18 protein-coding genes are annotated in these 24,451 nt (G+C 68.6%); 12 read left to right on the plus strand and 6 right to left on the minus strand.

The features are described from left to right. Nucleotides 1-8 precede the first annotated feature (8 nt). Nucleotides 9-1,040: an alanine racemase gene (locus ACZ4EG_RS18010; protein ID WP_453546896.1), complete on the plus strand. Its 1,032-nt coding sequence runs from the start codon at nt 9-11 to the stop codon at nt 1,038-1,040. 100 nt (nt 1,041-1,140) lie between these two features. Here ACZ4EG_RS18010 and ACZ4EG_RS18015 read toward each other — a convergent pair whose 3' ends face one another. Both ACZ4EG_RS18015 and ACZ4EG_RS18020 read right to left on the minus strand, forming a co-directional pair. Beyond that, entirely contained in the window at nt 1,141-2,649 is a 1,509-nt protein-coding gene (locus ACZ4EG_RS18015; protein WP_467791232.1) for a glycosyltransferase family 87 protein, read from the minus strand. A gap of 129 nt (nt 2,650-2,778) precedes the next feature. Continuing rightward, nucleotides 2,779-5,031, minus strand: a complete 2,253-nt coding sequence (locus ACZ4EG_RS18020; protein WP_467791233.1) for a transglycosylase domain-containing protein — start codon at nt 5,029-5,031, stop codon at nt 2,779-2,781. Between the two features lie 722 nt (nt 5,032-5,753). Between ACZ4EG_RS18020 and ACZ4EG_RS18025 the strand changes: the two genes are divergently transcribed. The 4 genes from ACZ4EG_RS18025 (at nt 5,754) to ACZ4EG_RS18040 (ending at nt 9,545) form a co-directional block, all read left to right on the plus strand. Further along, the gene (locus ACZ4EG_RS18025; RefSeq protein ID WP_453546902.1) at nt 5,754-6,437 is read left to right on the plus strand and encodes a PadR family transcriptional regulator; all 684 of its coding nucleotides are present in this window, start codon (nt 5,754-5,756) and stop codon (nt 6,435-6,437) included. A 43-nt stretch (nt 6,438-6,480) separates the two neighbouring features. Further along, nucleotides 6,481-7,563: an inositol-3-phosphate synthase gene (locus ACZ4EG_RS18030; RefSeq protein WP_390708355.1), complete on the plus strand. Its 1,083-nt coding sequence runs from the start codon at nt 6,481-6,483 to the stop codon at nt 7,561-7,563. 95 nt (nt 7,564-7,658) lie between these two features. Beyond that, nucleotides 7,659-8,921, plus strand: coding sequence for an MFS transporter (locus tag ACZ4EG_RS18035; protein ID WP_467791234.1), 1,263 nt, complete (start codon nt 7,659-7,661; stop codon nt 8,919-8,921). A 321-nt stretch (nt 8,922-9,242) separates the two neighbouring features. Beyond that, nucleotides 9,243-9,545, plus strand: coding sequence for an LppU/SCO3897 family protein (locus ACZ4EG_RS18040; protein WP_467791235.1), 303 nt, complete (start codon nt 9,243-9,245; stop codon nt 9,543-9,545). Nucleotides 9,546-9,644: 99 nt separating this feature from the next. Here the strand turns inward: ACZ4EG_RS18040 and ACZ4EG_RS18045 are convergent, their stop codons facing one another. After that, the gene (locus ACZ4EG_RS18045; RefSeq protein WP_467791236.1) at nt 9,645-11,087 is read right to left on the minus strand and encodes a CCA tRNA nucleotidyltransferase; all 1,443 of its coding nucleotides are present in this window, start codon (nt 11,085-11,087) and stop codon (nt 9,645-9,647) included. A 257-nt stretch (nt 11,088-11,344) separates the two neighbouring features. Between ACZ4EG_RS18045 and ACZ4EG_RS18050 the strand changes: the two genes are divergently transcribed. The 7 genes from ACZ4EG_RS18050 (at nt 11,345) to trxA (ending at nt 21,130) form a co-directional block, all read left to right on the plus strand. Next, nucleotides 11,345-13,708, plus strand: a complete 2,364-nt coding sequence (locus tag ACZ4EG_RS18050) for a DUF6049 family protein (RefSeq protein WP_467791237.1) — start codon at nt 11,345-11,347, stop codon at nt 13,706-13,708. Nucleotides 13,709-13,754: 46 nt separating this feature from the next. After that, nucleotides 13,755-16,109: a murein biosynthesis integral membrane protein MurJ gene (gene murJ / locus ACZ4EG_RS18055; RefSeq protein WP_467791238.1), complete on the plus strand. Its 2,355-nt coding sequence runs from the start codon at nt 13,755-13,757 to the stop codon at nt 16,107-16,109. A gap of 118 nt (nt 16,110-16,227) precedes the next feature. After that, nucleotides 16,228-17,958 (plus strand): protein kinase family protein, encoded by a 1,731-nt coding sequence (locus ACZ4EG_RS18060; RefSeq protein WP_467791239.1) that lies wholly within the window; start codon nt 16,228-16,230, stop codon nt 17,956-17,958. A 26-nt stretch (nt 17,959-17,984) separates the two neighbouring features. Then, a complete protein-coding gene (gene sigM / locus ACZ4EG_RS18065) occupies nt 17,985-18,710 on the plus strand; it encodes an RNA polymerase sigma factor SigM (RefSeq protein ID WP_467791240.1) in 726 nt (241 codons plus the stop codon). Continuing rightward, entirely contained in the window at nt 18,707-19,615 is a 909-nt protein-coding gene (locus tag ACZ4EG_RS18070) for an anti-sigma factor family protein (protein WP_467791241.1), read from the plus strand. Before sigM ends, ACZ4EG_RS18070 begins: the two co-directional genes overlap by 4 nt. A 169-nt stretch (nt 19,616-19,784) precedes the next feature. Next, nucleotides 19,785-20,753 carry a thioredoxin-disulfide reductase gene (gene trxB / locus ACZ4EG_RS18075; protein WP_467791242.1) on the plus strand — a complete coding sequence of 323 codons (969 nt, stop codon included), beginning with the start codon at nt 19,785-19,787 and terminating at the stop codon, nt 20,751-20,753. Nucleotides 20,754-20,797: 44 nt separating this feature from the next. Further along, a complete protein-coding gene (gene trxA, locus ACZ4EG_RS18080; protein ID WP_363296136.1) occupies nt 20,798-21,130 on the plus strand; it encodes a thioredoxin in 333 nt (110 codons plus the stop codon). Between the two features lie 94 nt (nt 21,131-21,224). Here trxA and ACZ4EG_RS18085 read toward each other — a convergent pair whose 3' ends face one another. The 3 genes from ACZ4EG_RS18085 to ACZ4EG_RS18095 all read right to left on the minus strand — a co-directional run bounded on the left by ACZ4EG_RS18085 (nt 21,225) and on the right by ACZ4EG_RS18095 (nt 24,345). Beyond that, nucleotides 21,225-21,842: a GNAT family N-acetyltransferase gene (locus ACZ4EG_RS18085; RefSeq protein WP_453546926.1), complete on the minus strand. Its 618-nt coding sequence runs from the start codon at nt 21,840-21,842 to the stop codon at nt 21,225-21,227. A 332-nt stretch (nt 21,843-22,174) separates the two neighbouring features. Then, complete coding sequence (locus tag ACZ4EG_RS18090) at nt 22,175-23,275, minus strand: ParB/RepB/Spo0J family partition protein (RefSeq protein ID WP_467791243.1); 1,101 nt, start codon at nt 23,273-23,275, stop codon at nt 22,175-22,177. Further along, nucleotides 23,272-24,345 (minus strand): ParA family protein, encoded by a 1,074-nt coding sequence (locus ACZ4EG_RS18095; RefSeq protein ID WP_363296510.1) that lies wholly within the window; start codon nt 24,343-24,345, stop codon nt 23,272-23,274. Before ACZ4EG_RS18095 ends, ACZ4EG_RS18090 begins: the two co-directional genes overlap by 4 nt. Nucleotides 24,346-24,451 lie beyond the last annotated feature (106 nt).

Here is a 24,451-nt window from a genome sequence, read left to right on the forward strand (position 1 = left end):
GTCCGGCCATGGCGCTCACGCTCTACGTCGACACCGCGCGCTGGCGTGCGCACCACAAGCACGTGCAGGAGCAGTTCCCGGGGCTCGTCCCGGTCTGCAAGGGCAACGGCTACGGCTTCGGGCACGAACGCCTGGCCGAGGAGGCCACGCGCCTGGGCTCGGACATCCTCGCCGTCGGCACGACGTACGAGGCCGCGCGCATAAAGGACTGGTTCGGCGGTGACCTACTGGTGCTGACGCCGTACCGGCGGGGCGAGGAGCCCGTGCCGCTGCCCGACCGGGTCATCCGCTCGGTGTCGTCCATCGACGGCGTGTACGGCCTCGTGGGCGCCCGTGTGGTCATCGAGGTGATGTCCTCGATGAAGCGGCACGGCATCAGCGAGCAGGAGCTGCCACAGCTGCACTCCGCCATCGAGAACGTCCGGCTGGAGGGCTTCGCCATCCATCTGCCGCTGGACCGCACCGACGGCTCGGACGCCGTCGAGGAGGTCATCGGCTGGATGGACCGGCTGCGCGCGGCCCGGCTGCCGCTGCACACGATGTTCGTCAGCCACCTCAAGGCCGACGAACTCGCCCGGCTCCAGCAGCAGTTCCCGCAGACCCGCTTCCGCGCCCGGATCGGCACGCGGCTGTGGCTGGGGGACCACGAGGCCACCGAGTACCGCGGTGCGGTCCTGGACGTCACGCGCGTCGCCAAGGGGGACCGGTTCGGCTACCGACAGCAGAAGGTGGCCTCCGACGGCTACCTGGTGGTCGTGGCGGGCGGTACGTCGCACGGGGTGGGCCTGGAGGCCCCGAAGGCGCTGCACGGCGTCATGCCGCGCGCCAAGGGCGTCGCACGGGCCGGCCTGGCGACCGTGAACCGGAACCTTTCTCCGTTCGTCTGGGGCGGCAAGCAGCGCTGGTTCGCCGAGCCGCCGCACATGCAGGTGTCGATCCTGTTCGTGCCGGCGGACGCGCCCGAGCCGAAGGTCGGTGAGGAACTGGTGGCCCATCTGCGGCACACCACCACGCAGTTCGACCGGCTCGTGGACCACTGAGCGGCCCACGAACAGCCGAAAGGCCGTACACGGGAGTTCCGTGTACGGCCTTTTCCGTGCCCGCCGCGCCGTGTGATGCGAGCGTCCGGGACCTGTTCGCTCAGAGCGAACGGCTTGTCGGGGGTTCCGTTTCCGGGCTGCCCCACTCCACCTGAGGAGCGTCGAAATGGGCGGCGTGCCGCGGGGGATGGGCCGCCGGGCCGAGCACGAAGACGTCCGCCGCGCCGTCGAGCACACCGCCCGAGGGGTCGTCGTCACCGGAGCGGCGCACCACGTCCCGCTCCGGCATGAGGATGTCCCGTACGACCACGGCGCACAGGTACAGCGTGCCCAGCAGGTGCACCGCGATCGCCCACTGGTATCCGTGGGTCGGCAGTCCCTTGTGGGCGTCTCCGCTGGTCGTGTACGCCAGGTACATCCAGATCCCGAGGAAGTACGCCACCTCGCACGCCTGCCAGATCAGGAAGTCCCGCCACTTCGGCCGGGCCAGTGCGGCCAGCGGCACCAGCCACAGCACGTACTGCGGCGAGTAGACCTTGTTGGTCAGGATGAAGGCCGCCACGATCAGGAAGGCGAGCTGGGCGAAGCGCGGGCGGCGCGGAGCGGTGAAGGTGAGCACCGCGATTCCCGCGCAGCACAGCAGCATCAGCAGGGTGGCGAGCGTGTTGACCGTGTCGGTGCTGGGCGGGCTGGTCGAGTTCTGGGCCCAGATCAGCCAGAAGGAGCCGAAGTCCACACCCCGCTCCTGGCTGAACGTGTAGAACTTCGACCAGCCCTCGAAGGCGAACGCCATCACCGGAAGGTTCACGGCCAGCCAGGCGACCGTCGCACCGCCCAGGGCCTTGCCGAAGTCCCGCCACTTGCCCGCGCGCCAGCACAGCACGAGCAGCGCGCCGAGCAGCAGGACGGGATAGAGCTTGGCGGCCGTGGCGAGCCCCAGCAGGACGCCGAACGCGAAGGAGCGGCCCCGCGCCCACATCAGCATCGCCGCGGCCGTCAGAGCGACCGCCAGCAGGTCCCAGTTGATGGTGGCGGTGAGCGCGAAGGCAGGCGCCAGGGCGACCAGCAGGCCGTCCCAGGGGCGCCGCGCGTGTGTACGGCTCACACAGACGGCGATGACGGCGGCGCACACCATCAGCATCCCGGCGTTGACGAACCAGTACACCTGCTCCTGGTGCTGGAGGCTGCCGCTGCCGGGGGTGAGCCAGGCGGCCACCTCCATGAACACACCGGTCAGGACCGGGTACTCGAGGTACTCCATGTCGCCCTGGAGCTTGTCGAAGTACGGCACGAGCCCGTCGGCGAAGCCGCGCCCCTGGTAGAGGTGCGGGATGTCCGAGTAGCAGGCATGCGTGTACTGCGAACTGGCGCCGAAGAACCAGGCGCCGTCGTAACAGGGCGCCTTCTGGACCAGGCCGAGGGCGAACACGCCGATCGCCACCAGCACCACGACCCGCACCGGGGTCCACCAGGTCGTTCCGAGCAGGGCGTACCGCCCGATGGGGCCGCCGATCAGCTCACTGCCGGCCGCGGCGATCTCGTCCTCCCTGGTCGGCCGCACCAGATCGGGCTCGTGCACGCTCGTGGGCGTCGTTTCTGCACTGGGCATGGGGCACATCCTGCCGTACGTGTGTAGGAGTACGCCGAAGGCCGCCGTACCTCGTGAGGTACGGCGGCCCGTGTTTCACGTGAAACACCCACGGCGGGCAAAATGATCACCAACCGGTCGGTGCACCGACTAACCTGTCGATCCTCCGAAGAATCCTCCGTTGCCGTTGCCTCTGGTACTGCCGGTACTCGACGTATCCGTGGGAGTCGGCGATGAGGTCACCCCACCGTCTGTGCCACTGGTGGTCCCGCCATTGGTGTTGCCGCAGTTGAACTTGAACCTGCAGGTCTCGGTGGCGGAGGGAGACGGCAAGGTGGCCGTCTCGCTGGGCGTCTCACTCGGGGTTTCGCTCGGGGTCTCGCTCGGGGTGATGGTGGCCGACGGGGTCGGGGAGGGAGCGCCCACCTCGTCCGCGATCTCACCGATCTTGACGGCCTCCGGGAAACCGGGGTCGGACTTCCCCTTCAGCGCGGCCTTCATGTACTCGGTCCACACCGACGTGGGGATGTCACCACCGTGGATGGACGCGACACCGGCCGTGCCGTTCATGGAGAGCAGCTCGTGGTCCTTCGGGTTCTCGCGGAACATGGCGACCGACGTCGACAGCTGCTGGGTGTAGCCGACGAACCAGGCCGACTTGTTGCTGTCGGTGGTACCGGTCTTGCCTGCCGCCGTACGGCCCAGGGCCTTGGCGTTCTGACCCGTACCGTTCTGGATCACGTTCTCGAGGGTGTCCGTGACATTGTTCGCCACGTCCTCGGGGATCGCCGTCGTGCGCTTCGGCTTCGTGAAGCCGAGCTCCTTCCCGTCCTTCTTGACCTTGGTGACCGAGTACGGGTCCGTGTGCGTCCCGGAGGCCGCGAAGGTCGAGTAGGCGTCGGCCATACGGATCGCGCTGGGAGTGGAGGTACCGAGCGCGAAGGACGGGTTGAGCCCGGCGAAGCTCGCGTCCAGGATGCCGGCCTTCTTGGCCACGTCCCTCACGTGCGACATGCCCACGTCCCAGCCGAGCTGCACGAACGGCGTGTTGATGGACTGCTCCATCGCCTTGCGCAGGGTGATGTAGCCCCAGGCGTGGTCGCTCTCGTTGTTCTGGTAGAAGACCGAGTTGTCCTTGTTCAGGACGAACGAGCCGTCCTCGTTCCTGACCTTGAGATGGTCGTCGCCGTTGTACTTGCTCAGCGGCGAGACCCCGGCCCCGTCCGTCTTGTACGTGCCGTACTGCATGGCCGCCGCGAGCACGAACGGCTTCCACGTCGAACCCACGGGGACACCCGAGGTGTCCGCGTTGTTGGTGAAGTGGTTGTTCTCGTAGCCCGCACCGCCGTACAGCGCGACGATCGCGCCGTCATTGGGCACCACCGAGGCCGCGCCGAACTGGACGTACTTGTCCTTCTCGCGCGTCTTCGGGTTCAGGCGCTGCTTCTCGATCTTCTTCACGGCCGCGCTCAGCGCATTGACCTTGGTCTTGTCGAAGGTCGTGTAGATCTGGTAGCCGCCCTGGTCGAACTCCTGCTCAGAGATGTGGGAGTGCGCCAGGACGTACTTCTTCGCCGTGTCGGCCAGGTAGCTGATCTGGCCGGTCATGCCCTTGGTCGCCTTGCGGCCCTGAGGCGTGGGGTACTCCTTGATCGCCTCCTGATACTGCTGGTCCGTGATGCGCTTGTCCTTGTGCATCTCGCCGAGAATCCAGCCCCAGCGTTCCTTGGAGCGCTTGAGGTTGGACTTGGCGTCCGCCGCGGGGTCGATGTCCGAGTTGCCGGCCGGGTCGTAGTACGTCGGGCCCTTGAGCAGCGCCGCGAGGAAGGCGCACTGACTCGGCTTGAGCTTGACCGCGTCCACGCCGTAGTAGGTCTGAGCGGCGGCCTGGATGCCGTAGGCGCCACGGCCGTAGTACGAGGTGTTCAGGTAGCCCTGCAGGATCTGCGGCTTGGTGAGCTTGGTGCCCACCTTGATGGAGATGAACATCTCCTTGAACTTCCGGGACAGCGTCTGGTCCTGGCTCAGGTAGGTGTTCTTGACGAACTGCTGGGTGATCGTCGAGCCACCCTGCGTCTGACCACCGCTGGCCATGTTGGCCAGGGCGCGGGCGATACCCATGGGGTCGACGCCCGAGTCCTGGTAGAAGCTCTTGTTCTCGGCCGAGATCACCGCCCACTGCATGGCCTCGGGGATCTGGTCGATCGTGACGTTCTGCCGGTTCGCGCCCGTGCCGGTGGCGACCATCTGCGAGCCGTCGGCCCAGTAGTAGACGTTGTTCTGGGACTTGGCCGCGTCGTTCTCGTTGGGGATGGAGACCATCGCGTAGCCGACGCCGACCATGGCCACGAGGCTGCCGACGAAGCCGATGAACAGCCCGGTGACGAGCTTCCAGGAAGGCACCCAGCGGTGCCACCCGTCCTTGTCGTAGCGCGGGTAGTCGATGAACCGCTTCTTGGCGGGAGGGGCCGCGCGGCCTCTGCCACGCCCTGGCCCGCCCGGGCCACCACGTCGGCCACCCGGACCCTCGTCGACCGCTCTGCGGCGGCCTCCCGTACTTCTCTGCGCAGCCCGACGGGCCTCGGCACGGCTGCCGTAGGGGCGCTCCTCGGCTCCGGCCCCATAGGCACCGGACCCATAGGAGTCGGAAGGGGACCCGGTTGCGCCTCGCGGTGCCGCACGGCGGCCGGAGGACGAGCCGGACTGGCCGCGTCGGGCCGCGGCACGTCCGCCTCCCTGCGGCGGCGGCGGTTTGCGACGGTGCTCGCTCATCGAACGACTACTCCTCGGGCAGGCGCACCCTTGCGCGCCTGGAAAAGGCGGCTGGTTTCCGGTCCCCCCGAAGTACGGATGTGGTCGGTTTTGCATTCACCCGTACTGCACCGAGGACATGGACGCTCCCCAGACGTCACTTGGTTCCCGGCGGTGTGCATGCCGCACAGACTACGCACCACCAAAACCTGCTTTTACGGATGTTCATCCCAAATCAGGCAACTTGCCTCCTGCGAATCGGTGATGTGATCCCGTTCACCGTCCCCCCTCTTGTCGCATGCGGAAGGCCGTTCTATCGTCGTGATGTATCGAGTCGATACATCAGCGAGAGATAAGGACGAGAGGAGGCGACGATGAGCCGGCGTTCCGGCATCCTCGAGTTCGCCGTACTCGGCCTGCTCCGCGAGTCTCCGATGCACGGCTACGAGCTGCGCAAACGACTCAACACGTCACTGGGTGTGTTCCGTGCGTTCAGCTACGGGACGCTCTATCCCTGCCTCAAGACGCTGGTCGCCAGCGGCTGGTTGATCGAGGAGCCGGGCAGCACCCACGAGGACGCCCTGGCCGCTCCCCTCGCGGGACGCCGCGCCAAGATCGTCTATCGGTTGACGGCGGAAGGTAAGGAGCACTTCGAGGAGCTGCTCTCGCAGACCGGCCCCGACGCGTATGAGGACGAGCACTTCGCCGCCCGGTTCGCCTTCTTCGGGCAGACGTCACGCGACGTGCGCATGCGCGTACTGGAGGGCCGCCGCAGTCGGCTGGAGGAGCGCCTGGAGAAGATGCGCGCCTCGCTGGCCCGTACCCGGGAGCGACTCGACGACTACACGCTTGAGCTCCAGCGCCACGGGATGGAGTCCGTGGAGCGCGAAGTGCGCTGGCTGAACGAGCTCATCGAGAGCGAGCGGGCCGGACGGGACCTCAGGGGTTCCGCGTCCGGGGGGCCCGCTCAGCAGGACACATCATTTGGAGCGACGGGCGGCCTGCCCCGTCCCGGGGACACCCCCGGGACGGATACGCCCGGCGACACCGCCACGTGAAGCCCACTCAGGGCCTCACTCGTACACACAGGGAGCAACCGGAATGGGTTCGGTTCGCGTAGCCATCGTCGGCGTGGGCAACTGCGCCGCGTCGCTGGTGCAGGGAGTCGAGTACTACAAGGACGCCGACCCGGCGTCGAAGGTCCCCGGCCTGATGCACGTGCAGTTCGGCGACTACCACGTCCGTGACGTGGAGTTCGTCGCCGCCTTCGACGTCGACGCGAAGAAGGTCGGCCTCGACCTCGCGGACGCCATCGGCGCCTCCGAGAACAACACCATCAAGATCTGCGACGTGCCCAACACCGGTGTCACCGTCCAGCGCGGCCACACCCTCGACGGTCTCGGCAAGTACTACCGCCTGACCATCGAGGAGTCCGAGGCCGAGCCGGTCGACGTCGTCCAGATCCTGAAGGACAAGCAGGTCGACGTCCTCGTCTGCTACCTGCCCGTCGGTTCCGAGGACGCGGCGAAGTTCTACGCCCAGTGCGCCATCGACGCCAAGGTCGCCTTCGTCAACGCCCTCCCGGTCTTCATCGCCGGCACCAAGGAGTGGGCGGACAAGTTCACCGAGGCGGGCGTCCCGATCGTCGGTGACGACATCAAGTCGCAGGTCGGCGCCACCATCACGCACCGCGTCATGGCGAAGCTGTTCGAGGACCGGGGTGTCATCCTGGACCGCACGATGCAGCTGAACGTCGGCGGCAACATGGACTTCAAGAACATGCTCGAGCGCGAGCGCCTGGAGTCCAAGAAGATCTCCAAGACGCAGGCCGTCACCTCCCAGATCCCCGACCGGGACCTCGGCGAGAAGAACGTCCACATCGGCCCGTCCGACTATGTCGCCTGGCTCGACGACCGCAAGTGGGCGTACGTCCGCCTCGAGGGCCGTGCCTTCGGTGACGTCCCGCTGAACCTGGAGTACAAGCTCGAGGTCTGGGACTCCCCGAACTCCGCGGGTGTCATCATCGACGCCCTGCGTGCCGCGAAGATCGCCAAGGACCGCGGCATCGGCGGCCCGATCCTCTCCGCGTCCTCGTACTTCATGAAGTCCCCGCCGGTCCAGTACTTCGACGACGAGGCCCGCGAGAACGTCGAGAAGTTCATCCGCGGCGACGTCGAGCGCTGAGACGGGCGCTCGTCCGAGAACGCTCCTGCCAGGGCTGTGAGGGTCCCCGGGTTTCCAGCCCCGGGGACCCTCCCGCATGTGTGAGGCTGTGCCCCATGCCCGTCGTTCGCGACCTGCGCGTCCTGCTCCGCTTCCGGAACTTCCGACGCCTGCTCGCCGTACGCCTGCTCTCCCAGGGCGCCGACGGCGTCTATCAGGTCGCGCTCGCCACGTACGTGGTCTTCTCCCCGGAGAAACAGACCTCGGCCACCTCGATCGCCTCGGCGATGGCGGTGCTGCTGCTCCCTTACTCGCTCGTCGGCCCCTTCGCGGGCGTCCTGCTGGACCGCTGGCGACGCCGTCAGGTCTTCGTGTACGGCAACCTGTTGCGCGCCGTGCTGGCGGCGGGCACGGCCGTCCTGATGGTCGTCCAGGTGCCGGACTGGCTGTTCTATGTCTCCGCGCTGTGCGTCACGGCCGTCAACCGCTTCGTTCTCGCCGGACTCTCCGCCTCCCTGCCGCGCGTGGTCGACACCGAGCGCCTGGTGATGGCCAACTCCGTCTCCCCGACCGCCGGAACGCTCGCCGCGACCGCGGGCGGCGGTCTCGCCTTCCTCGTTCGGCTGGTGGTGTCGGACTCGGACGCCGCGGTGGTCCTGCTGGGCGCCACCCTGTATCTGTGCGCGTCCCTCGCCTCGCTGACCATGGCTCCCGGACTGCTCGGTCCCGACCGGAACCATGAACTTCCCCATCTGGGCACGGCGCTTGTGGGCACCGCGCGGGAACTGCTGGCGGCCGTACGGCATCTGGCCGCGCCGCAGCGCCGGGAGGCGGTCTGGGCACTGCTCACGATGACGCTGATGCGGTTCTGCTACGGCGCCCTGCTGGTCATGGTGCTGATGCTGTGCCGGTACGCCCTCTCCTCCACCCCCGAGGGCGGACTCCGCCTGCTGGGGCTCGCGTTGGGGGTGTCCGGCGCCGGCTTCTTCGCGGCGGCCCTGGTGACACCCTGGGCGGCCGGACGGCTCGGTCCCGGTCGTTGGATCGCCGTGTGCGCCGCGACGGCCGCCGTCCTGGAACCGGCTCTCGGTCTGCCCTTCGCCACTGTCCCCATGCTGATCGCGGCCTTCGTTCTGGGGCTGACCACCCAGGGGGCGAAAATCGCCACGGACACGATCGTGCAGTCCTGCGTGGAGGACGGCTTCCGTGGCCGGATCTTCTCCGTTTACGACGTCCTGTTCAACGTCGCCTTCGTCGGCGCCGCCGGCGCAGCGTCCCTGATGCTCCCCCCGGACGGCCGGTCCGCGGTCCTGGTGGTCACGGTCGCCATTATCTACGGGGTGGTTGCTGCGGCTATGGCCCGCTTTGAACGCTGGTAAGTGTCACATCAAAGACACAGACGGGCCCTGGGTTACAGGGTTGTCAGTGGGAACCGCTAACTTACGTGGGTCTTCGCGCCATGCGCACCCATGTTCCAGCCATGCGCACCCACGTTCTAGGGGGACCCCTAAGTGACTACTCCGCCGCCCCAGGGCCAGAACCCATTCGCACAGGGCCAGGCTCCGTACCCGCCTCAGGGCGGCCAACCGCAGCAGGGTCAGGCTCCGTACCCGCCTCAGCCCGGTGCCCCGTACGCTCCGGTTCCGCCGCAGCCCAAGCGCAAGATCGGCTTCCGCACGATCAGGACCATCGTCGTCATCGTGCTCGCACTCGGTGGCGCCATCTACGGCTACATATCCAGCCAGGACGACGCGAACACGGCCAAGGTCGGCGACTGCATGCACCGCGGCAGCACCAACGACACCAACCCGGACCTCGAGGTCGTCGACTGCAAGTCGACGAAGGCTCAGTACGTGGTGCTGGCCAAGGTCAAGGGCAGCTACTTGACCGAGATCTCGGCCTCCACCAAGTGCGAGTCCGCGGCCAAGGACTTCCAGTACACGTACACCGAGAGCGGTGACGGCAGCAACTTCCTGCTCTGCCTGAAGGACTACAAGAAGTAAGGCAGATACATCGAGGGGCGGTGTTTCACGTGAAACACCGCCCCTCGATGTATCTCGGTGGCGGCATGTTTCACGTGAAACATGCCGCCGTTTTCACGCTCAGCCCTGCTCGGCCCACCACTCCTTGAGTGCCGTCACCGCTGTGTCGTGCTCCATCGGACCGTGCTCCAGTCGGAGCTCCAGCATGTGCTTGTAGGCCTTGCCCACCGTCGGGCCCGGTCCGACGCCCAGGATTTCCATGATCTGGTTGCCGTCGAGGTCCGGGCGGATCGCGTCGAGCTCCTCCTGCTCCTGGAGCTGGGCGATGCGCTCCTCCAGGCCGTCGTAGGCCCGGGACAGCGCGGCGGCCTTGCGCTTGTTGCGGGTGGTGCAGTCGGAGCGGGTCAGCTTGTGGAGCCGGTCGAGAAGCGGTCCCGCGTCGCGGACATAGCGGCGGACCGCGGAGTCCGTCCACTCACCGGTGCCATAGCCATGGAAGCGCAGGTGGAGTTCGACCAGACGCGAGACGTCCTTCACCAGCTCGTTGGAGTACTTCAACGCCGTCATGCGCTTCTTGGTCATCTTCGCCCCGACCATCTCGTGGTGATGGAACGAGACCCGGCCGTCCTTCTCGAAGCGGCGGGTGCGCGGCTTGCCGATGTCGTGCAGCAGGGCGGCCAGGCGGAGGGCCAGGTCGGGGCCGGCCTCCTCCAGGGCCATCGCCTGCTCCAGGACGATCAGCGTGTGCTCGTAGACGTCCTTGTGCCGATGGTGCTCGTCACGCTCCAGGCGCAGCGCAGGCAGCTCCGGCAGGACGTGGTCGGCCAGACCGGTGTCGACCAGAAGCGTGAGGCCCTTGCGCGGGTACGCGGACAGGACCAGCTTGTTCAGCTCGTCCCGGACCCGCTCCGCCGACACGATCTCAAGGCGGCCGGCCATGTCCTTCATCGCCGTGACGACCTCGGGGGCGACCTCGAAGTCGAGCTGGGCGGCGAAGCGCGCGGCACGCATCATCCGCAGCGGATCGTCCGAGAAGGAGTCCTCGGGGGTGCCCGGAGTGCGCAGCACCCGTGCCGCGAGGTCCTCCCGCCCGCCGTGCGGGTCGATGAACTCCTTCTCCGGCAGCGCCACGGCCATCGCGTTGACCGTGAAGTCACGCCGGACGAGGTCCTCCTCGATGGAGTCGCCGTACGACACCTCGGGCTTGCGCGAGGTCCGGTCGTACGCCTCCGACCGGTACGTGGTCACCTCGATCTGGTAACCGTCTTTCTGCGCCCCCACCGTGCCGAAGGCGATCCCGACCTCCCATACGGCGTCCGCCCACGGCCGCACGATCTTCAATACGTCCTCGGGGCGGGCATCGGTGGTGAAGTCCAGGTCGTTGCCGAGCCGGCCGAGCAGCGCATCGCGGACCGAGCCGCCGACCAGGGCGAGCGAGAACCCGGCCTCCTGGAAACGGCGGGCCAGGTCGTCGGCGACGGGGGCCACCCGCAGCAGCTCGCTCACCGCGCGCTGCTGCACCTGGTTCAGGGCAGTGGGAGTGTCTTCGTTGGCGTTCGGCACAACAAAAGAGGGTACGTGGCCCGGACGGCCGGAAGCGCCCCCATTAAACGCCCGCGAACATCTGTCGTTATAAGGGTCACAGGCCCCGCTCCCGCTACGTACATCCACTCTCCCCTTTATAAGGGGCATACAGAACATGTCGCCCGAGTCCTCGATCTTGTGGAGCGGACCGCGGCACGTCGCCTCAGCGCACCTCGTTACCATGCGGGGACGCACATTCCGACGACCACTGACGACGACGAGGGACGGGCGAGCGCGTGGCCGAGGCGGCAGACTTCCAGGGGATGAGTCCCTCACCTGCCCGCCGGTGGCTGAGGCGCACCGGGGCACTGCTCGCCGGGGCGCCTCTGCTGGCCGGCCTGCTCCAGCTGCCCGCCGCGACGCCCGCCCGGGCCGCCTCCTCGGACGCGGTCTCCGTCTCACTGGACTCGCTCAGCCCCAGTGCCCCGACGGACGGGGACACGCTGACCGTCTCCGGCACGGTGACGAACAACGGCAAGCAGTCGGTCACCGGCGCCCACGTGGGCCTGCGCGTGGGGCCGGAGCTGACCATCCGCTCGGCCATCGACAGCGCCGCCGACCGGTCCGACAGCCTCCAGACCTCCGCCGGCTCCGAGGTCGGCGGCAAGTACGTCGCGAAGTTCGCCAAGCTCCCCCCGCACGTCGCCCAGCACTTCAGCATCTCCGTACCGGTCGACAAGCTCGGCCTCGGCAAAGACGGTGTCTACGAGCTCGGCGTCTCGCTCTCCGGCCAGACCTCGGCACAGCCCTGGGAGCAGGTGCTCGGCATCCAGCGGACGTTCCTGCCGTGGCAGCCGGACGAGGCCGACACCAAGACGAAGACGACGTTCCTGTGGCCGCTGATCTCCACCGTCCACATGACGGCGAAGACGGGCGCCGGTGAACAGCAGACGCCGGTCTTCCTCAACGACGACCTGGCCAAGGACATCGCGCCGGGCGGCCGCCTGGCCCAGATGCTGGCCCTCGGCAAGGACCTCGACGTCACCTGGGTGATCGACCCCGATCTGCTGGCCTCCGTGGACGCTATGACGCGCAACTACCGGATCCAGGGGGACGACCGCGCCACCACGGCCGGCACGCACCAGGCGGTCGCCAAGCAGTGGCTGGCCGACCTGCAGAAGGCCGTGGCCGACAAGGAGGTCGTCGCGCTGCCCTTCGCGGACCCGGACCTGGCCTCCCTCGCCCACAACGGCACGAGCGTCACCGGCTCGCTCAGCCACTTCAAGGACGCCACGGACGTCGTCACGAACACCGTGGAGCCGATCCTCCATGTGAAGCCGACCACCGACTTCGCGTGGCCCGTGAACGGGGCCGTCGACCCGTCGATCATCAAGGTCGCCACCTCCGCGGGCGCCGACAAGGTGATCGCCCGCAGCGACAGCCTCCAGGAGACCGGCGGCCTGACCTACACGCCGTCCGCGGCCCGCCCGATCGGCGGCGGCACGACGGCGGTGGTCGCGGACTCACGGCTGTCCAGGGCGTTCGAGGGCGATCTGACGAAGGCGGACTCGGCCACGCTCGCCGTCCAGGAGTACCTGGCCCAGAGCCTGGCGCTGAACGTCCAGACGGACCGGCAGCGCAGCATCGTCGTCGCCCCGCAGCGCATGCCGTCCTCCAGCCAGGCGCAGGCGATGGCCCAGGCGATCGGGGCCCTCCAGGAGACGAACTGGGTCCAGACCCAGGACCTCGCCGACGCCGCCAAGGCCAAACCGGACCCGAGCGCCACCACGAGGATCCCGTCGACGTCCGCGTACCCCTCCTCGCTGCGCAAGCAGGAACTGCCACGGTCGGCCTTCGAGCAGATCGCGCGCACACAGGACAAGCTCGACAACTTCCAGGTGATCCTCACCGACCAGTCCCGGGTCGCGACCCCCTTCGGGCGGGCCATAAACCGTGGGATGTCCACGTCGTGGCGAGGCCGGACCGTCGAGTCGGACCGCTTCCGGGCCGGCGTGGAGGCATGGCTCGACGAGCTCACCGACCAGGTCAAGCTGATCGACAAGTCCCCGACCAAGCTCTCCGGCCGCAGCGCCACCATCCCGGTGACCGTGCAGAACAACCTGGTGCAGGGCGTCGACCATCTGGTCCTGCGGCTGACCTCGACCAATCCCACCCGCCTCAAGATCGGCGGCGAGGCGTACCAGGAGCAGCGCGTCGCGGTGTCCGGCGGACACAGCCAGTCCGTGAAGTTCACCACGTCCGCCAACGCCAACGGCCAGGCCACCGTGATCGCCCAGCTGTACACCGAGGACGGCCAGGAGTACGGCAACGAGGTCAGCTTCGATGTGAAGGTCACCGAGGTCACGCCCACCGTGATGCTGGTCATCGGCGGCGGTGTCCTGCTGCTTGTCCTGGCGGGCTTCCGGATGTACACCCAGCGCAAGCGCGCGGCCGCCAAGGAGGCCGAGGAGGACGGCTCCGAGGAGGCGGGGAAGGACACCGACGGTCCCGAGAACCCCGAAGGCCCTGAAGACCGTCTTCAGGAGGAGTCCGACGCCCGCTCCGGGGCAGACGACCCGGAGCAGCCGAGTGACCCGACACCGGACACCGCACCGGAAAGCGCCGACCCGTCCGGGACGGGTGAGAGAGTGGACCGTTGAGCGATGTCGTGGCCGGTGGGCCCGGGGACGATGAGGTGGGGTAACCATGAACGCGCCGTACGAGGGTGACCGTGGCCAGGCCGCGGCCGGCTCGGGCTACCCCGAGCCGCCGCCCGAGCCCGGCCAGGTGCCGCCGCAGCCCGCGGCGGACATGTACCTCCAGGACGCCTACGACCAGGACCCCTACCGGGCACAGGACCTCTCCGCCCAGGACCCGGTCGCCGAGGCGCTCTACGACCGCGCCTCGCACCCCCCGCCGCCCCCGGGCACGTACGAGCCGCAGCAGCCGCTGTACTCCCAGCCGGCCCAGTCCCCGTACGCTCCCGACCCCAACGTGTGGGCCCAGACCCCCGCGCCGGAGCCGGAGCGTCCGGCGCAGTACATGCCGTACGGCGACAACCCCCGCACGACCCAGTTCGTGGGCGTGGACGACCTCGTCACGCACTCCGGCGAGGAGCGCCACGAGCCGGACGCCTTCGCGCATCTCTTCCGGGACCAGCAGCAGGGCGGCGGGCATCCCGCCATGGGGACCCCGGCCGTTCCGGGCCCGGCTGGACCGGGCGTCGGCCCGGGCCCCGTGGGGCAGTACGCGGCGACCCCGCAGCCCGCGGTCCCGCAGCACCCCGCCGCGCCGCAACACCCCGCCGCCCCGTACGCCGCGGCCGCCCACCCCGCCGCGCCTCATGCGGCCGGGGCGCCCGCTCCGGCATCCGCCGGGACCGCCGCTCCCGACGCCGGCTCCGCCTCCGCCGCGCCTGCCGCGAAGAAGGGCGGGCGGGCCTCGGGCCTGCTGAAGTCCAGCGCCGTGATGGCGGCGGGCACGATGGTCTCCCGGCTCACCGGCTTCGTCCGCTCCGCGCTGATCGTCTCCGCGCTGGGCGTCGGCCTGCTCGGCGACACCTTCCAGGTCGCCTACCAGCTGCCGACGATGATCTACATCCTGACCGTCGGCGGCGGCCTCAACTCCGTCTTCGTGCCACAGCTCGTCCGCGCCATGAAGGAGGACGAGGACGGCGGCGAGGCGTACGCCAACCGGCTGCTGACGCTGGTGATGGTGGCGCTGGGCGCCCTCACGGCCCTCGCGATCGTGGCCGCCCCGGTCCTGATCCGGCTGCTGTCCGACTCGGTCGCCAGCGACCCGGCGGCCAACGAGGTCGGCGTCACCTTCGTCCGCTACTTCCTGCCCTCGATCTTCTTCATGGGCATCCACGTGGTGATGGGTCAGATCCTCAACGCCCGTGGGAAGTTCGGCGCGATGATGTGGACCCCGGTCCTCAACAACATCGTCATCATCGTCACGCTCGGCATGTTCATCTGGGTGTACGGCACCGCCGCCAACTCCGGGATGAAGGTCACGAGCATCCCGCCGGAGGGCCAGCGGCTGCTCGGTATCGGCGTGCTGCTCGGCCTCGTCGTCCAGGCCCTGGCGATGATCCCGTACCTGCGGGAGACCGGCTTCCGGCTGCGGCTGCGCTTCGACTGGCGGGGGCACGGCCTCGGCAAGGCGGCCACCCTCGCCAAGTGGACGATCCTGTTCGTCCTCGCCAACCAGGCGGGCGCGCTCGTCGTCTCCCAGCTGTCCACCGCGGCCGGCAAGGCCTCGCCCGTCGACGGCACCGGCTTCGCCGCCTACGCCAACGCACAGCTGATCTGGGGCCTGCCGCAGGCCATCATCACGGTCTCGCTGATGGCCGCCCTGCTGCCGCGCATCTCGCGCTCGGCCTCCGAGGACGACGCGGGCGCGGTCCGCGACGACATCTCGCAGGGTCTGCGTACGACCGCCGTGGCGATCGTGCCCATCGCGTTCGGCTTCCTGGCCCTCGGTATCCCGATGTGCACGCTGATCTTCGGCTCCTCGGGCACCAGCGAGGCCACCAACATGGGCTACATGCTGATGGCCTTCGGCCTCGGCCTGGTCCCGTACTCCGTGCAGTACGTCGTCCTGCGCGCCTTCTACGCCTACGAGGACACCCGCACGCCGTTCTACAACACGGTGATCGTGGCCGCGGTCAACGCGGGAGCCTCGGTGCTCTGTTACTTCCTCCTCCCGGCCCGCTGGGCGGTCATCGGCATGGCCGCCGCCTACGGCCTCGCCTACGCGATCGGCGTAGGGGTTGCCTGGAGGCGGCTGCAGAAGCGGCTGGGCGGCGATCTGGACGGCTCTCGCGTACTGCGGACGTACGCGCGTCTGTGCATCGCCTCGGTACCGGCGGCGCTGCTCAGCGGCGCGGCCTGCTACGGGATCGGACACACTCTCGGCCAGGGCGTCGCCGGCTCGTTCGCCGCACTCCTGGCGGGCGGTGCCGTACTGCTCGGGATCTTTTTCGTCGCGGCCCGGCGCATGCGCATCGAGGAGCTCAACTCCCTCGTCGGCATGGTGCGCGGGCGTCTGGGGCGCTGAAGAGGGGGTACGCGCACAACCATCGTCCGCCGCCGTGTGTCGTGCATAGCGGCGGACTGTGGGCACAATTGGTTTCGGCGTCGGACAGCGTGCAACGGATGGGGAGGCAGGGACGACGGTGGCGGAACGGAGCACGGCTGCCGTCGACGTGGCAGACAACAGCGGTGACGAGCCGCTGACCGCCAAGGCGGACCAGTCCACGGCCGACGGGGTGGCCCAGAACCCGGAGCTGGACACGAACAGCAACGAGGCACAGGGGAGCGGCGGGACCGGTAGTGGTCCCGGGAAGGCGTCACCTTCCGAACTGCACAGCGGTCACAAACTCGCCAGGCGTTACCGCCTGGAGGAGTGCGTCACCCGTTTGGACGGATTCAGCAGCTGGCGAGCGGTCGACGAGAAACTCCGTCGCGCCGTCGGCGTCCATATCCTGCCCGCGAACCACACACGAGCCCGCTCGGTGCTGGCCGCGGCCCGTTCCTCCGCGCTGCTCGGCGATCCCCGCTTCGTCCAAGTCCTGGACGCGGTCGAGGAGAACGACCTCGTCTATGTCGTGCACGAGTGGCTGCCGGACGCCACGGAGCTGGGCACCCTGCTCTTCGCCGGGCCATTGGAGCCGCACGACGCCTACCAGATGGTCAGCCAGGTGTCCTCGGCCATGGCGGCCGCCCACCGCGAGGGCCTCGCCCATCTGCGTCTCAACCCGAACGCCGTGCTGCGCGCCTCCACCGGCCAGTGGCGCATCCGGGGGCTCGCCGTGAACGCCGCGCTGCGCGGCATCAGCTCCGACACCCCGCAGCGTACGGACACCGAGGCGATCGGTGCCCTGCTGTACGCGGCGCTGACCCAGCGGTGGCCGTACGAGAACGACGCATACGGCCTGTCCGGGCTGCCCAAGGACGTCGGCCTCATCGCGCCCGACCAGGTGCGCGCAGGCGTCCACCGGGGTCTGTCCGAGCTCGCCATGCGTGCGCTCGCCAACGACGGTGCCACCGCCTCCCGGCACGAGTCCCCGTGCACCACGCCGGAGGAGCTGGTGAAGGCGATCGGCGAGATGCCCCGCATCCGCCCGCCGGAGCCCGCGTTCACCGCACCGCCCGAGTACCAGCGCACGACGTACCAGCAGGGCACGTACGGCCGCCCGGCCCCGCATCCCGGCGCCGGCCAGCCGCTCACCACGCCGCCGCTCCCGCTCCAGAGCCGCACCGGCAAGGCCCTGAAGTGGGCGGTCTCCGCCCTCCTCATCGCGGCCCTGGGCCTGGGCAGCTGGCAGCTCGCGGACGCCCTCATGGACCAGGGCGGCAAGTCCGAGGACACGCCGAGCTCACAGTCGACGGACGACGGCGACAAGGGCGGGAAGACCACCAAGCCCGCCGCTCCCATAAAGATCCAGAACAGCCGTGAGTTCGTCGCCGACGGCGGCGCCCAGCATCCCAACGACGTTGCCAAGACCTACGACGGCAGCACGTCGACCTTCTGGAGGACGAGGACCTTCACCGGCGGTCCCGAGATCGCGCCCTACAAGCCGGGCGTCGGCATCGTCTACGACCTAGGCTCCGTGAAGGAACTCTCCACGGCCGGCATCGGGCTTCGCTACTCTGGCGATCACACCACGGTCGAGCTGTACGCGGCCGACTCGCTGACGCCGCCGGCGTCGGCACTGGGGTCGATGAACAAGATCGGCAAGGTCACCACGACGGGCAACACCGCTACGGTCAAGGCCGCCAAGGCGGTGAAGACGCGGTACGTACTCGTCTGGCTGACCGCCGTACCGAACTCGGGCCCGGACCCCGAGACGTACGCCGACGCCGGCTTCAAGCAGGCCATCACCGAAGTGAAGTTCACAGGCTGACGTCTCACCGGAGGCGGAGGGGGCAGATGGCGCAAGGCGCCGGATACGACGGAGTGAGCGACCAGGACCTGCTCGCCCGCCATGTGGAAGGCGACCCCGATGCCTTCGGTGAGATCGTGCGGCGGCACCGGGACCGGCTCTGGGCGGTCGCGCTGCGGACGCTGGGGGACCGTGAGGAGGCCGCTGACGCGGTCCAGGACGCCCTGGTGTCCGCCTACCGGGCCGCGCATACCTTCCGGGGCCAGTCGGCCGTCACAACGTGGCTGCACCGAATCACGGTGAACGCCTGCCTGGACCGTGCCCGCAAGGCGGCCTCCCGAAAGACCGCTCCCGTCGACGACACCGAGCGTCTGGAGCAGCTGCTCGAGCCGCACGAATCGGCCTCGGCGCCGGCCGAGCGGAACGACCTGCACCGCCAGCTCCTCGAAGCCCTCGGCACACTTCCCCGTGAGCAGCGTGCGGCCCTCGTCCTGGTGGACATGCAGGGCTACCCCGTGGCGGAGGCGGCCCACATTCTCGATGTGCCGACCGGAACGGTGAAAAGCCGCTGCGCTCGGGGTAGAGCAAGGCTGCTGCCGCTGCTCTCCCACCTCCGGCCGGAAAACGCCGCCGACGGGACAGAGCCGGACCCGGGACGGAACCGGGCGCCGGGGACATCCGTCCCACCGGCAGCGGGACCTCAGAACAGAGGTCCACACACCACGGGGCCGAGCGATTCAGCCGCAGTGAAGGGCGGAGGTGGGCGAGCGTGACTTCCACGACGGACACAACCGGGCACCCGGACGTCGCCGAGATCTCCGACCTCACCGAAGGCCTGCTCCCGCCCACAAGGACCGCGGACGTACGGCGCCATCTGGACGAGTGCGAGCTGTGCACGGACGTCTTCACCTCGCTGGAGGAGATCCGGGGCCTCCTGGGCACGCTGCCGGGCCCGGTGCGGATGCCCGACGACGTCGCCGGGCGTATCGATGCCGCTCTCGCCGCGGAAGCCCTGCTGCAGACCACCACGCCCGAGTCCGCGGACACACCGGTCCTGGTCTCCGCCTCCCCCGCTCTGTCGGACGAGGACGCCGAGTCGCCTGTTTCACGTGAAACATCGACCCCGGCGGACCGACCCGCCGGACGCCCCCACGCGGCGACCGGCCCGGGCCGCAAGAACCGCGGGCGTGGCCGGCGTCGCCGGACGGTCGTCCTGGGAGCCGTCTTCACCGCTGCCCTTCTGGGGGCCGGGTCGCTCTTCCTGGAGTCACTGGGGAATGACCAGCCGACCACCGCGGCGCACGACTCGTTCTCCAGCGGAAGCCTCAAGGGCCAGGTGACGGATCTGCTCACCACGAAGAAGGGCCTGCAGCCGGGCAGCCAAAAGCCCCGGCTGGGTATCGAGTCGGAGACCGACACACCCGGCTCGACCGCCAAGACCCTCATCCAGCCGCAGATCCCGGTTCCCGGCTGCGTGCGGCAGGGCATCAACAACGCCGGCAATGTCCTGGGCGCCCAGAAGGGGACGTACGAGGGGACGGATGCCTACCTCGTCGTCCTGCCCGACGCGGGCGACAACACGCGAGTGACGGCGTACGTCGTCGACGCGACCTGTGTGAGCAAGGAGGCTGCCGCCCCGGGCAAGGTCCTCCTGACGCAGTCCCTCGCGCGTCCCTGAGCAACCGTTCTTCGTCTCGGCCCAGCGTGGCGAATCCCTCCCCGTGTGGCATCCCGTGTGCCCCGACACACCGGGAATGCGGGACCCTTAGGATCCGTTGGGTGGGGTGAGGGTTCCGAAAGGGCTCCCACCGGTCGACTGAGACAGACCAGAGACGAGGAATCAAGCCGTGAGCGACGTCCGTAACGTGATCATCATCGGCTCCGGGCCCGCCGGGTACACGGCGGCGCTCTACACCGCGCGCGCGTCGCTGAAGCCCCTGGTGTTCGAGGGTGCCGTCACCGCGGGCGGTGCGCTGATGAACACCACCGAGGTGGAGAACTTCCCCGGCTTCCGTGACGGGATCATGGGCCCCGACCTCATGGACAACATGCGCGCCCAGGCCGAGCGCTTCGGCGCCGAGCTCGTCCCGGACGACATCGTCTCCGTCGACCTGGCCGGTGAGATCAAGACCGTCACGGACACCGCGGGCACCGTCCACCGGGCCAAGGCCGTCATCGTCACCACCGGCTCCCAGCACCGCAAGCTCGGCCTGCCCAACGAGGACGCCCTTTCCGGCCGTGGTGTCTCCTGGTGTGCCACCTGCGACGGGTTCTTCTTCAAGGACCAGGACATCGCAGTGATCGGCGGTGGTGACACCGCGATGGAGGAGGCCACCTTCCTCTCGCGCTTCGCCAAGTCCGTGACGATCGTCCACCGCCGGGACAGCCTGCGCGCCTCCAAGGCGATGCAGGAGCGTGCCTTCGCCGACCCGAAGATCAAGTTCGCCTGGCACGGCGAGGTCGCCGAGATCCAGGGCGACCAGAAGCTCTCCGGCCTCAAGCTCCGCAACGTCAAGACCGGCGAGCTCTCGGACCTGGCGGTGACGGGTCTGTTCATCGCAATCGGCCACGACCCGCGCACCGAGCTGTTCAAGGGCCAGCTGGACCTCGACGAGGAGGGCTACCTGAAGGTCGACTCGCCCTCCACCCGGACGAACCTGACCGGCGTCTTCGCCGCGGGTGACGTGGTCGACCACACCTACCGTCAGGCGATCACCGCGGCCGGCACCGGCTGCTCCGCCGCTCTCGACGCCGAGCGTTTCCTCGCCGCCCTCGCGGACGGCGAGAAGGCCGAGCCCGAGAAGACCTCCGCCTGATTCCCCTTCCCGCCCCACCGCACGATCAAGTTAAGGAGCCCGCCGTGGCCGGCACCCTGAAGAATGTGACCGACGATTCCTTCGAGCAGGACGTCCTCAAGAGCGACAAGCCCGTCCTGGTGGACTTCTGGGCCGCCTGGTGCGGACCGTGCCGCCAGATCGCGCCGTCCCTGGAGGCGATCGCTGCCGAGCACGGCGACAAGATCGAGATCGTCAAGCTCAACATCGACGAGAACCCGGCTACGGCCGCCAAGTACGGCGTCATGTCGATCCCGACTCTGAACGTCTACCAGAACGGCGAGGTCGCCAAGACGATCGTCGGTGCGAAGCCGAAGGCCGCGATCGTCCGCGACCTTGAGGACTTCATCGCCGAGTAGTCGGCAGGGCCGTCGAGGCGACGGCGGATGTTTCACGTGAAACACGAATGGGCCAACCCGGAAGGGCTGGCCCATTCGGCGTTTCCAGCGGCTCTCAGAGCGGCCGCAGCACGGGTTCCTTCTGTACGGCCCCGAGCAGCCGGTCGATGGCCAGCTCCACGTCTTCCTTCCACGAGAGCGTCGATCGCAGTTCCAGCCGCAGCCGCGGATGGGTGGGGTGCTGCCGGACCGTCTTGAAGCCCACGGCCAGAAGGTGGTCGGCGGGAAGGAGACAGGCCGGCTCTTTCCAGCGGGCGTCACCGAACGCCTCGATCGCCTTGAAGCCACGTCGCAGCAGATCCTTGGCGACCGTCTGGACCATCACTCTGCCGAGCCCCTGCCCCTGATAGCCGGGCAGGATGAAGCCGGTCATCAACTGCACGGCGTCCGGGGAGACAGGGCTCGTGGGGAACGCCGTGGAGCGGGGGACATAGGCGGGCGGAGCGTAGAGCACAAAGCCGACCGGTGCGTCGTCGACGTAGACCACGCGGCCGCAGGACCCCCAGTCCAGCAGGACGGCGGAGATCCAGGCCTCCTTCTCCGGAGCCGGAGTACCTGCCCTTACCGCGGCCTCACCGCTGACGGGGTCCAACTCCCAGAAGACACACGCGCGACAGCGCTGGGGAAGGTCCTGAAGGTTGTCCAGCGTGAGCGGTACGAGCCGACGCCCCATGAAGGCTGTTCCTCGCTTCCTTCGCCCGCGGCATCGCGAGCGGCTGTCAGAGCGCTGCGTTCCCTGAGCAGACTGCCGACGAACCCGCCGACCGCGCCCAAGCCCAGGCCCGCGCTCACCAGTCCGGTACGGCTCATCGTTCGCATGGCCCCCGCCTCCCACTCAGAGGTGCTGCCAGGTGGATGCGCCAAACCCGATCGCATCGTATCCACGATGCGATTGCATCGATACCGCCTGAAAGCAAAGAGCGGACCGTGTTCCGGTACACACCGGACACCATCCGCTCAACTGCCTGAACAAGCGAGCCTCGGCCAAGGAGGACCGCCCGGGGCTCAGTCCTCCGTCTCCTCGGACAGATCGTCCTGGACGCCCCTCTGCAGGACCGGCCCCTCGCCCGGGGCAAGCGTGCCAAGGATCCGCTCAAGGTCTTCCATCGAGGCGAACTCGACAGTGATCTTGCCCTTCTTCTGGCCCAGGTCGACCTTCACCCGCGTCTCGAACCGGTCCGACAGACGCGTGGCGAGCTCGCTCAGCGCCGGGGAGACCAGAGCACCGGCACGCGGTCCCTTGGCGCGCTGTGCCGTCTGGGGCCGCGATCCCATGAGGGTCACGATCTCCTCCACGGCCCGCACCGAGAGCCCCTCGGCCACAATCCGGTGGGCCAGGCGGTCTTGCTCCTCCGAGTCCTCGACGGACAGCAGTGCGCGGGCATGTCCGGCGGAGAGGACTCCGGCGGCGACCCGGCGCTGGACCGCGGGAGAAAGCTTCAGCAGACGCAAGGTGTTGGAGACCTGCGGACGAGAGCGCCCGATCCGGTCCGCCAGCTGGTCGTGCGTGCAGTTGAAGTCCTTCAGCAACTGGTCGTAGGCGGCGGCCTCTTCCAGCGGGTTCAGCTGGGCACGGTGCAGGTTCTCCAGCAGCGCGTCCAGGAGGAGCTTCTCGTCGTCGGTGGCCCGCACGATCGCCGGGATCGCTTCGAGGCCGGCCTCACGGCAGGCCCGCCAGCGCCGCTCACCCATGATGAGTTCATAGCGCGCGGGGCCGAGCTGCCGTACGACGACGGGCTGGAGGAGACCGACCTCCTTGATGGAGGTGACCAGCTCCTGCAGCGCATCCTCGTCGAAGACCTCACGCGGCTGGCGCGGGTTCGGCGTGATGGACTCAAGGGGGATCTCGGCGAAGTGGGCGCCCACGGGAGGCGCGGGCGTCTCCGTGAAGCCGTTCATCGACGGCTCCTCGGTTTCATGTGAAACAGGCGGCAGCGTGGCCACCTTCGCCGCGGCCACCCCACGGTCGCTCGCCAGCACCGGAACCGCTGCGGGGGACGCGGGAACCGCACCACCCAACGCGGTCTGGGCCGGTGTCTTCTCCGTCGGGGCAGCGGGGATCAGTGCGCCGAGCCCACGGCCCAAACCCCTCCGTCGCTCGCTCACTGGATCCCCTCCACCATGCTCGGGTTGTTCTGGGCGCCGATGTGGGCCTGCGTCGGGTCATAGCTGACACCGACACCCTTCAGCGCGATTTCTCGGGCGGCCTCCAGATAGGAGAGGGCACCGCTCGATCCTGGATCGTAGGTCAGCACCGTCTGCCCATAACTGGGCGCCTCGGAGATACGGACCGACCGGGGAATGCTAGTGCGCAGCACCTCGTCACCAAAGTGGCTGCGCACCTCGTCGGCGACCTGGGAGGCAAGACGCGTCCGGCCGTCGTACATGGTGAGCAGGATCGTCGATACATGCAGGGCGGGGTTGAGGTGGCCCCGCACCAGGTCGACGTTGCGCAGCAGCTGCCCCAGCCCCTCCAGCGCGTAGTACTCGCACTGGATCGGGATCAGGACCTCCTGGCCCGCGACCAGAGCATTGACCGTGAGCAGACCGAGAGAGGGCGGGCAGTCGATCAGGATGTAGTCCAGCGGCTGCTCGTATGCCTGGATCGCACGCTGCAGCCTGCTCTCCCGCGCCACGAGGGACACCAGCTCGATCTCCGCACCGGCGAGATCGATCGTGGCGGGGGCACAGAAGAGACCCTCGACGTCCGGGACCGGCTGTACGACATCCGCGAGAGGCTTGCTCTCGACCAGCACGTCATAGATGGAAGGAACATCGGCGTGATGGTCGATCCCCAGAGCCGTGGACGCATTGCCCTGTGGGTCGAGGTCGATCACCAGGACGCGGCTGCCATGCAGGGCCAGCGAAGCGGCAAGATTGACGGTCGTCGTCGTCTTGCCCACACCGCCCTTCTGGTTGGCGACGACGACGACCCGGGTCTGCTCCGGTCGTGGCAGTCCTTCGCCGGCGCGGCCCAAAGCCTCCACCGCCAGCTGGGCAGCACGACCGATCGGAGTGTCGTCCATCGGAGGCGGTGTTTCACGTGAAACATCCGCCCCCATCGACTCGGTACGGGGACCGGGGACCGGATCGGTCATCGGTCCCGCGATGTTGGCGTCGGACCGCAAGGATTCACTCTCCTCGACTTCAGGCTCGCAATGAACAGAGCCTCCCATGTCTTCGGGGTCGCGAACCAGTGAGGCCTGTTGTTCTGTGGAGAAATCCACCTCTGTGGACAACTCCGATGCCTCTCCGAGTGAACCGAGAGGCTTGCGGTCGCGG

The organism is Streptomyces sp. NPDC025638 (genome assembly GCF_055558775.1).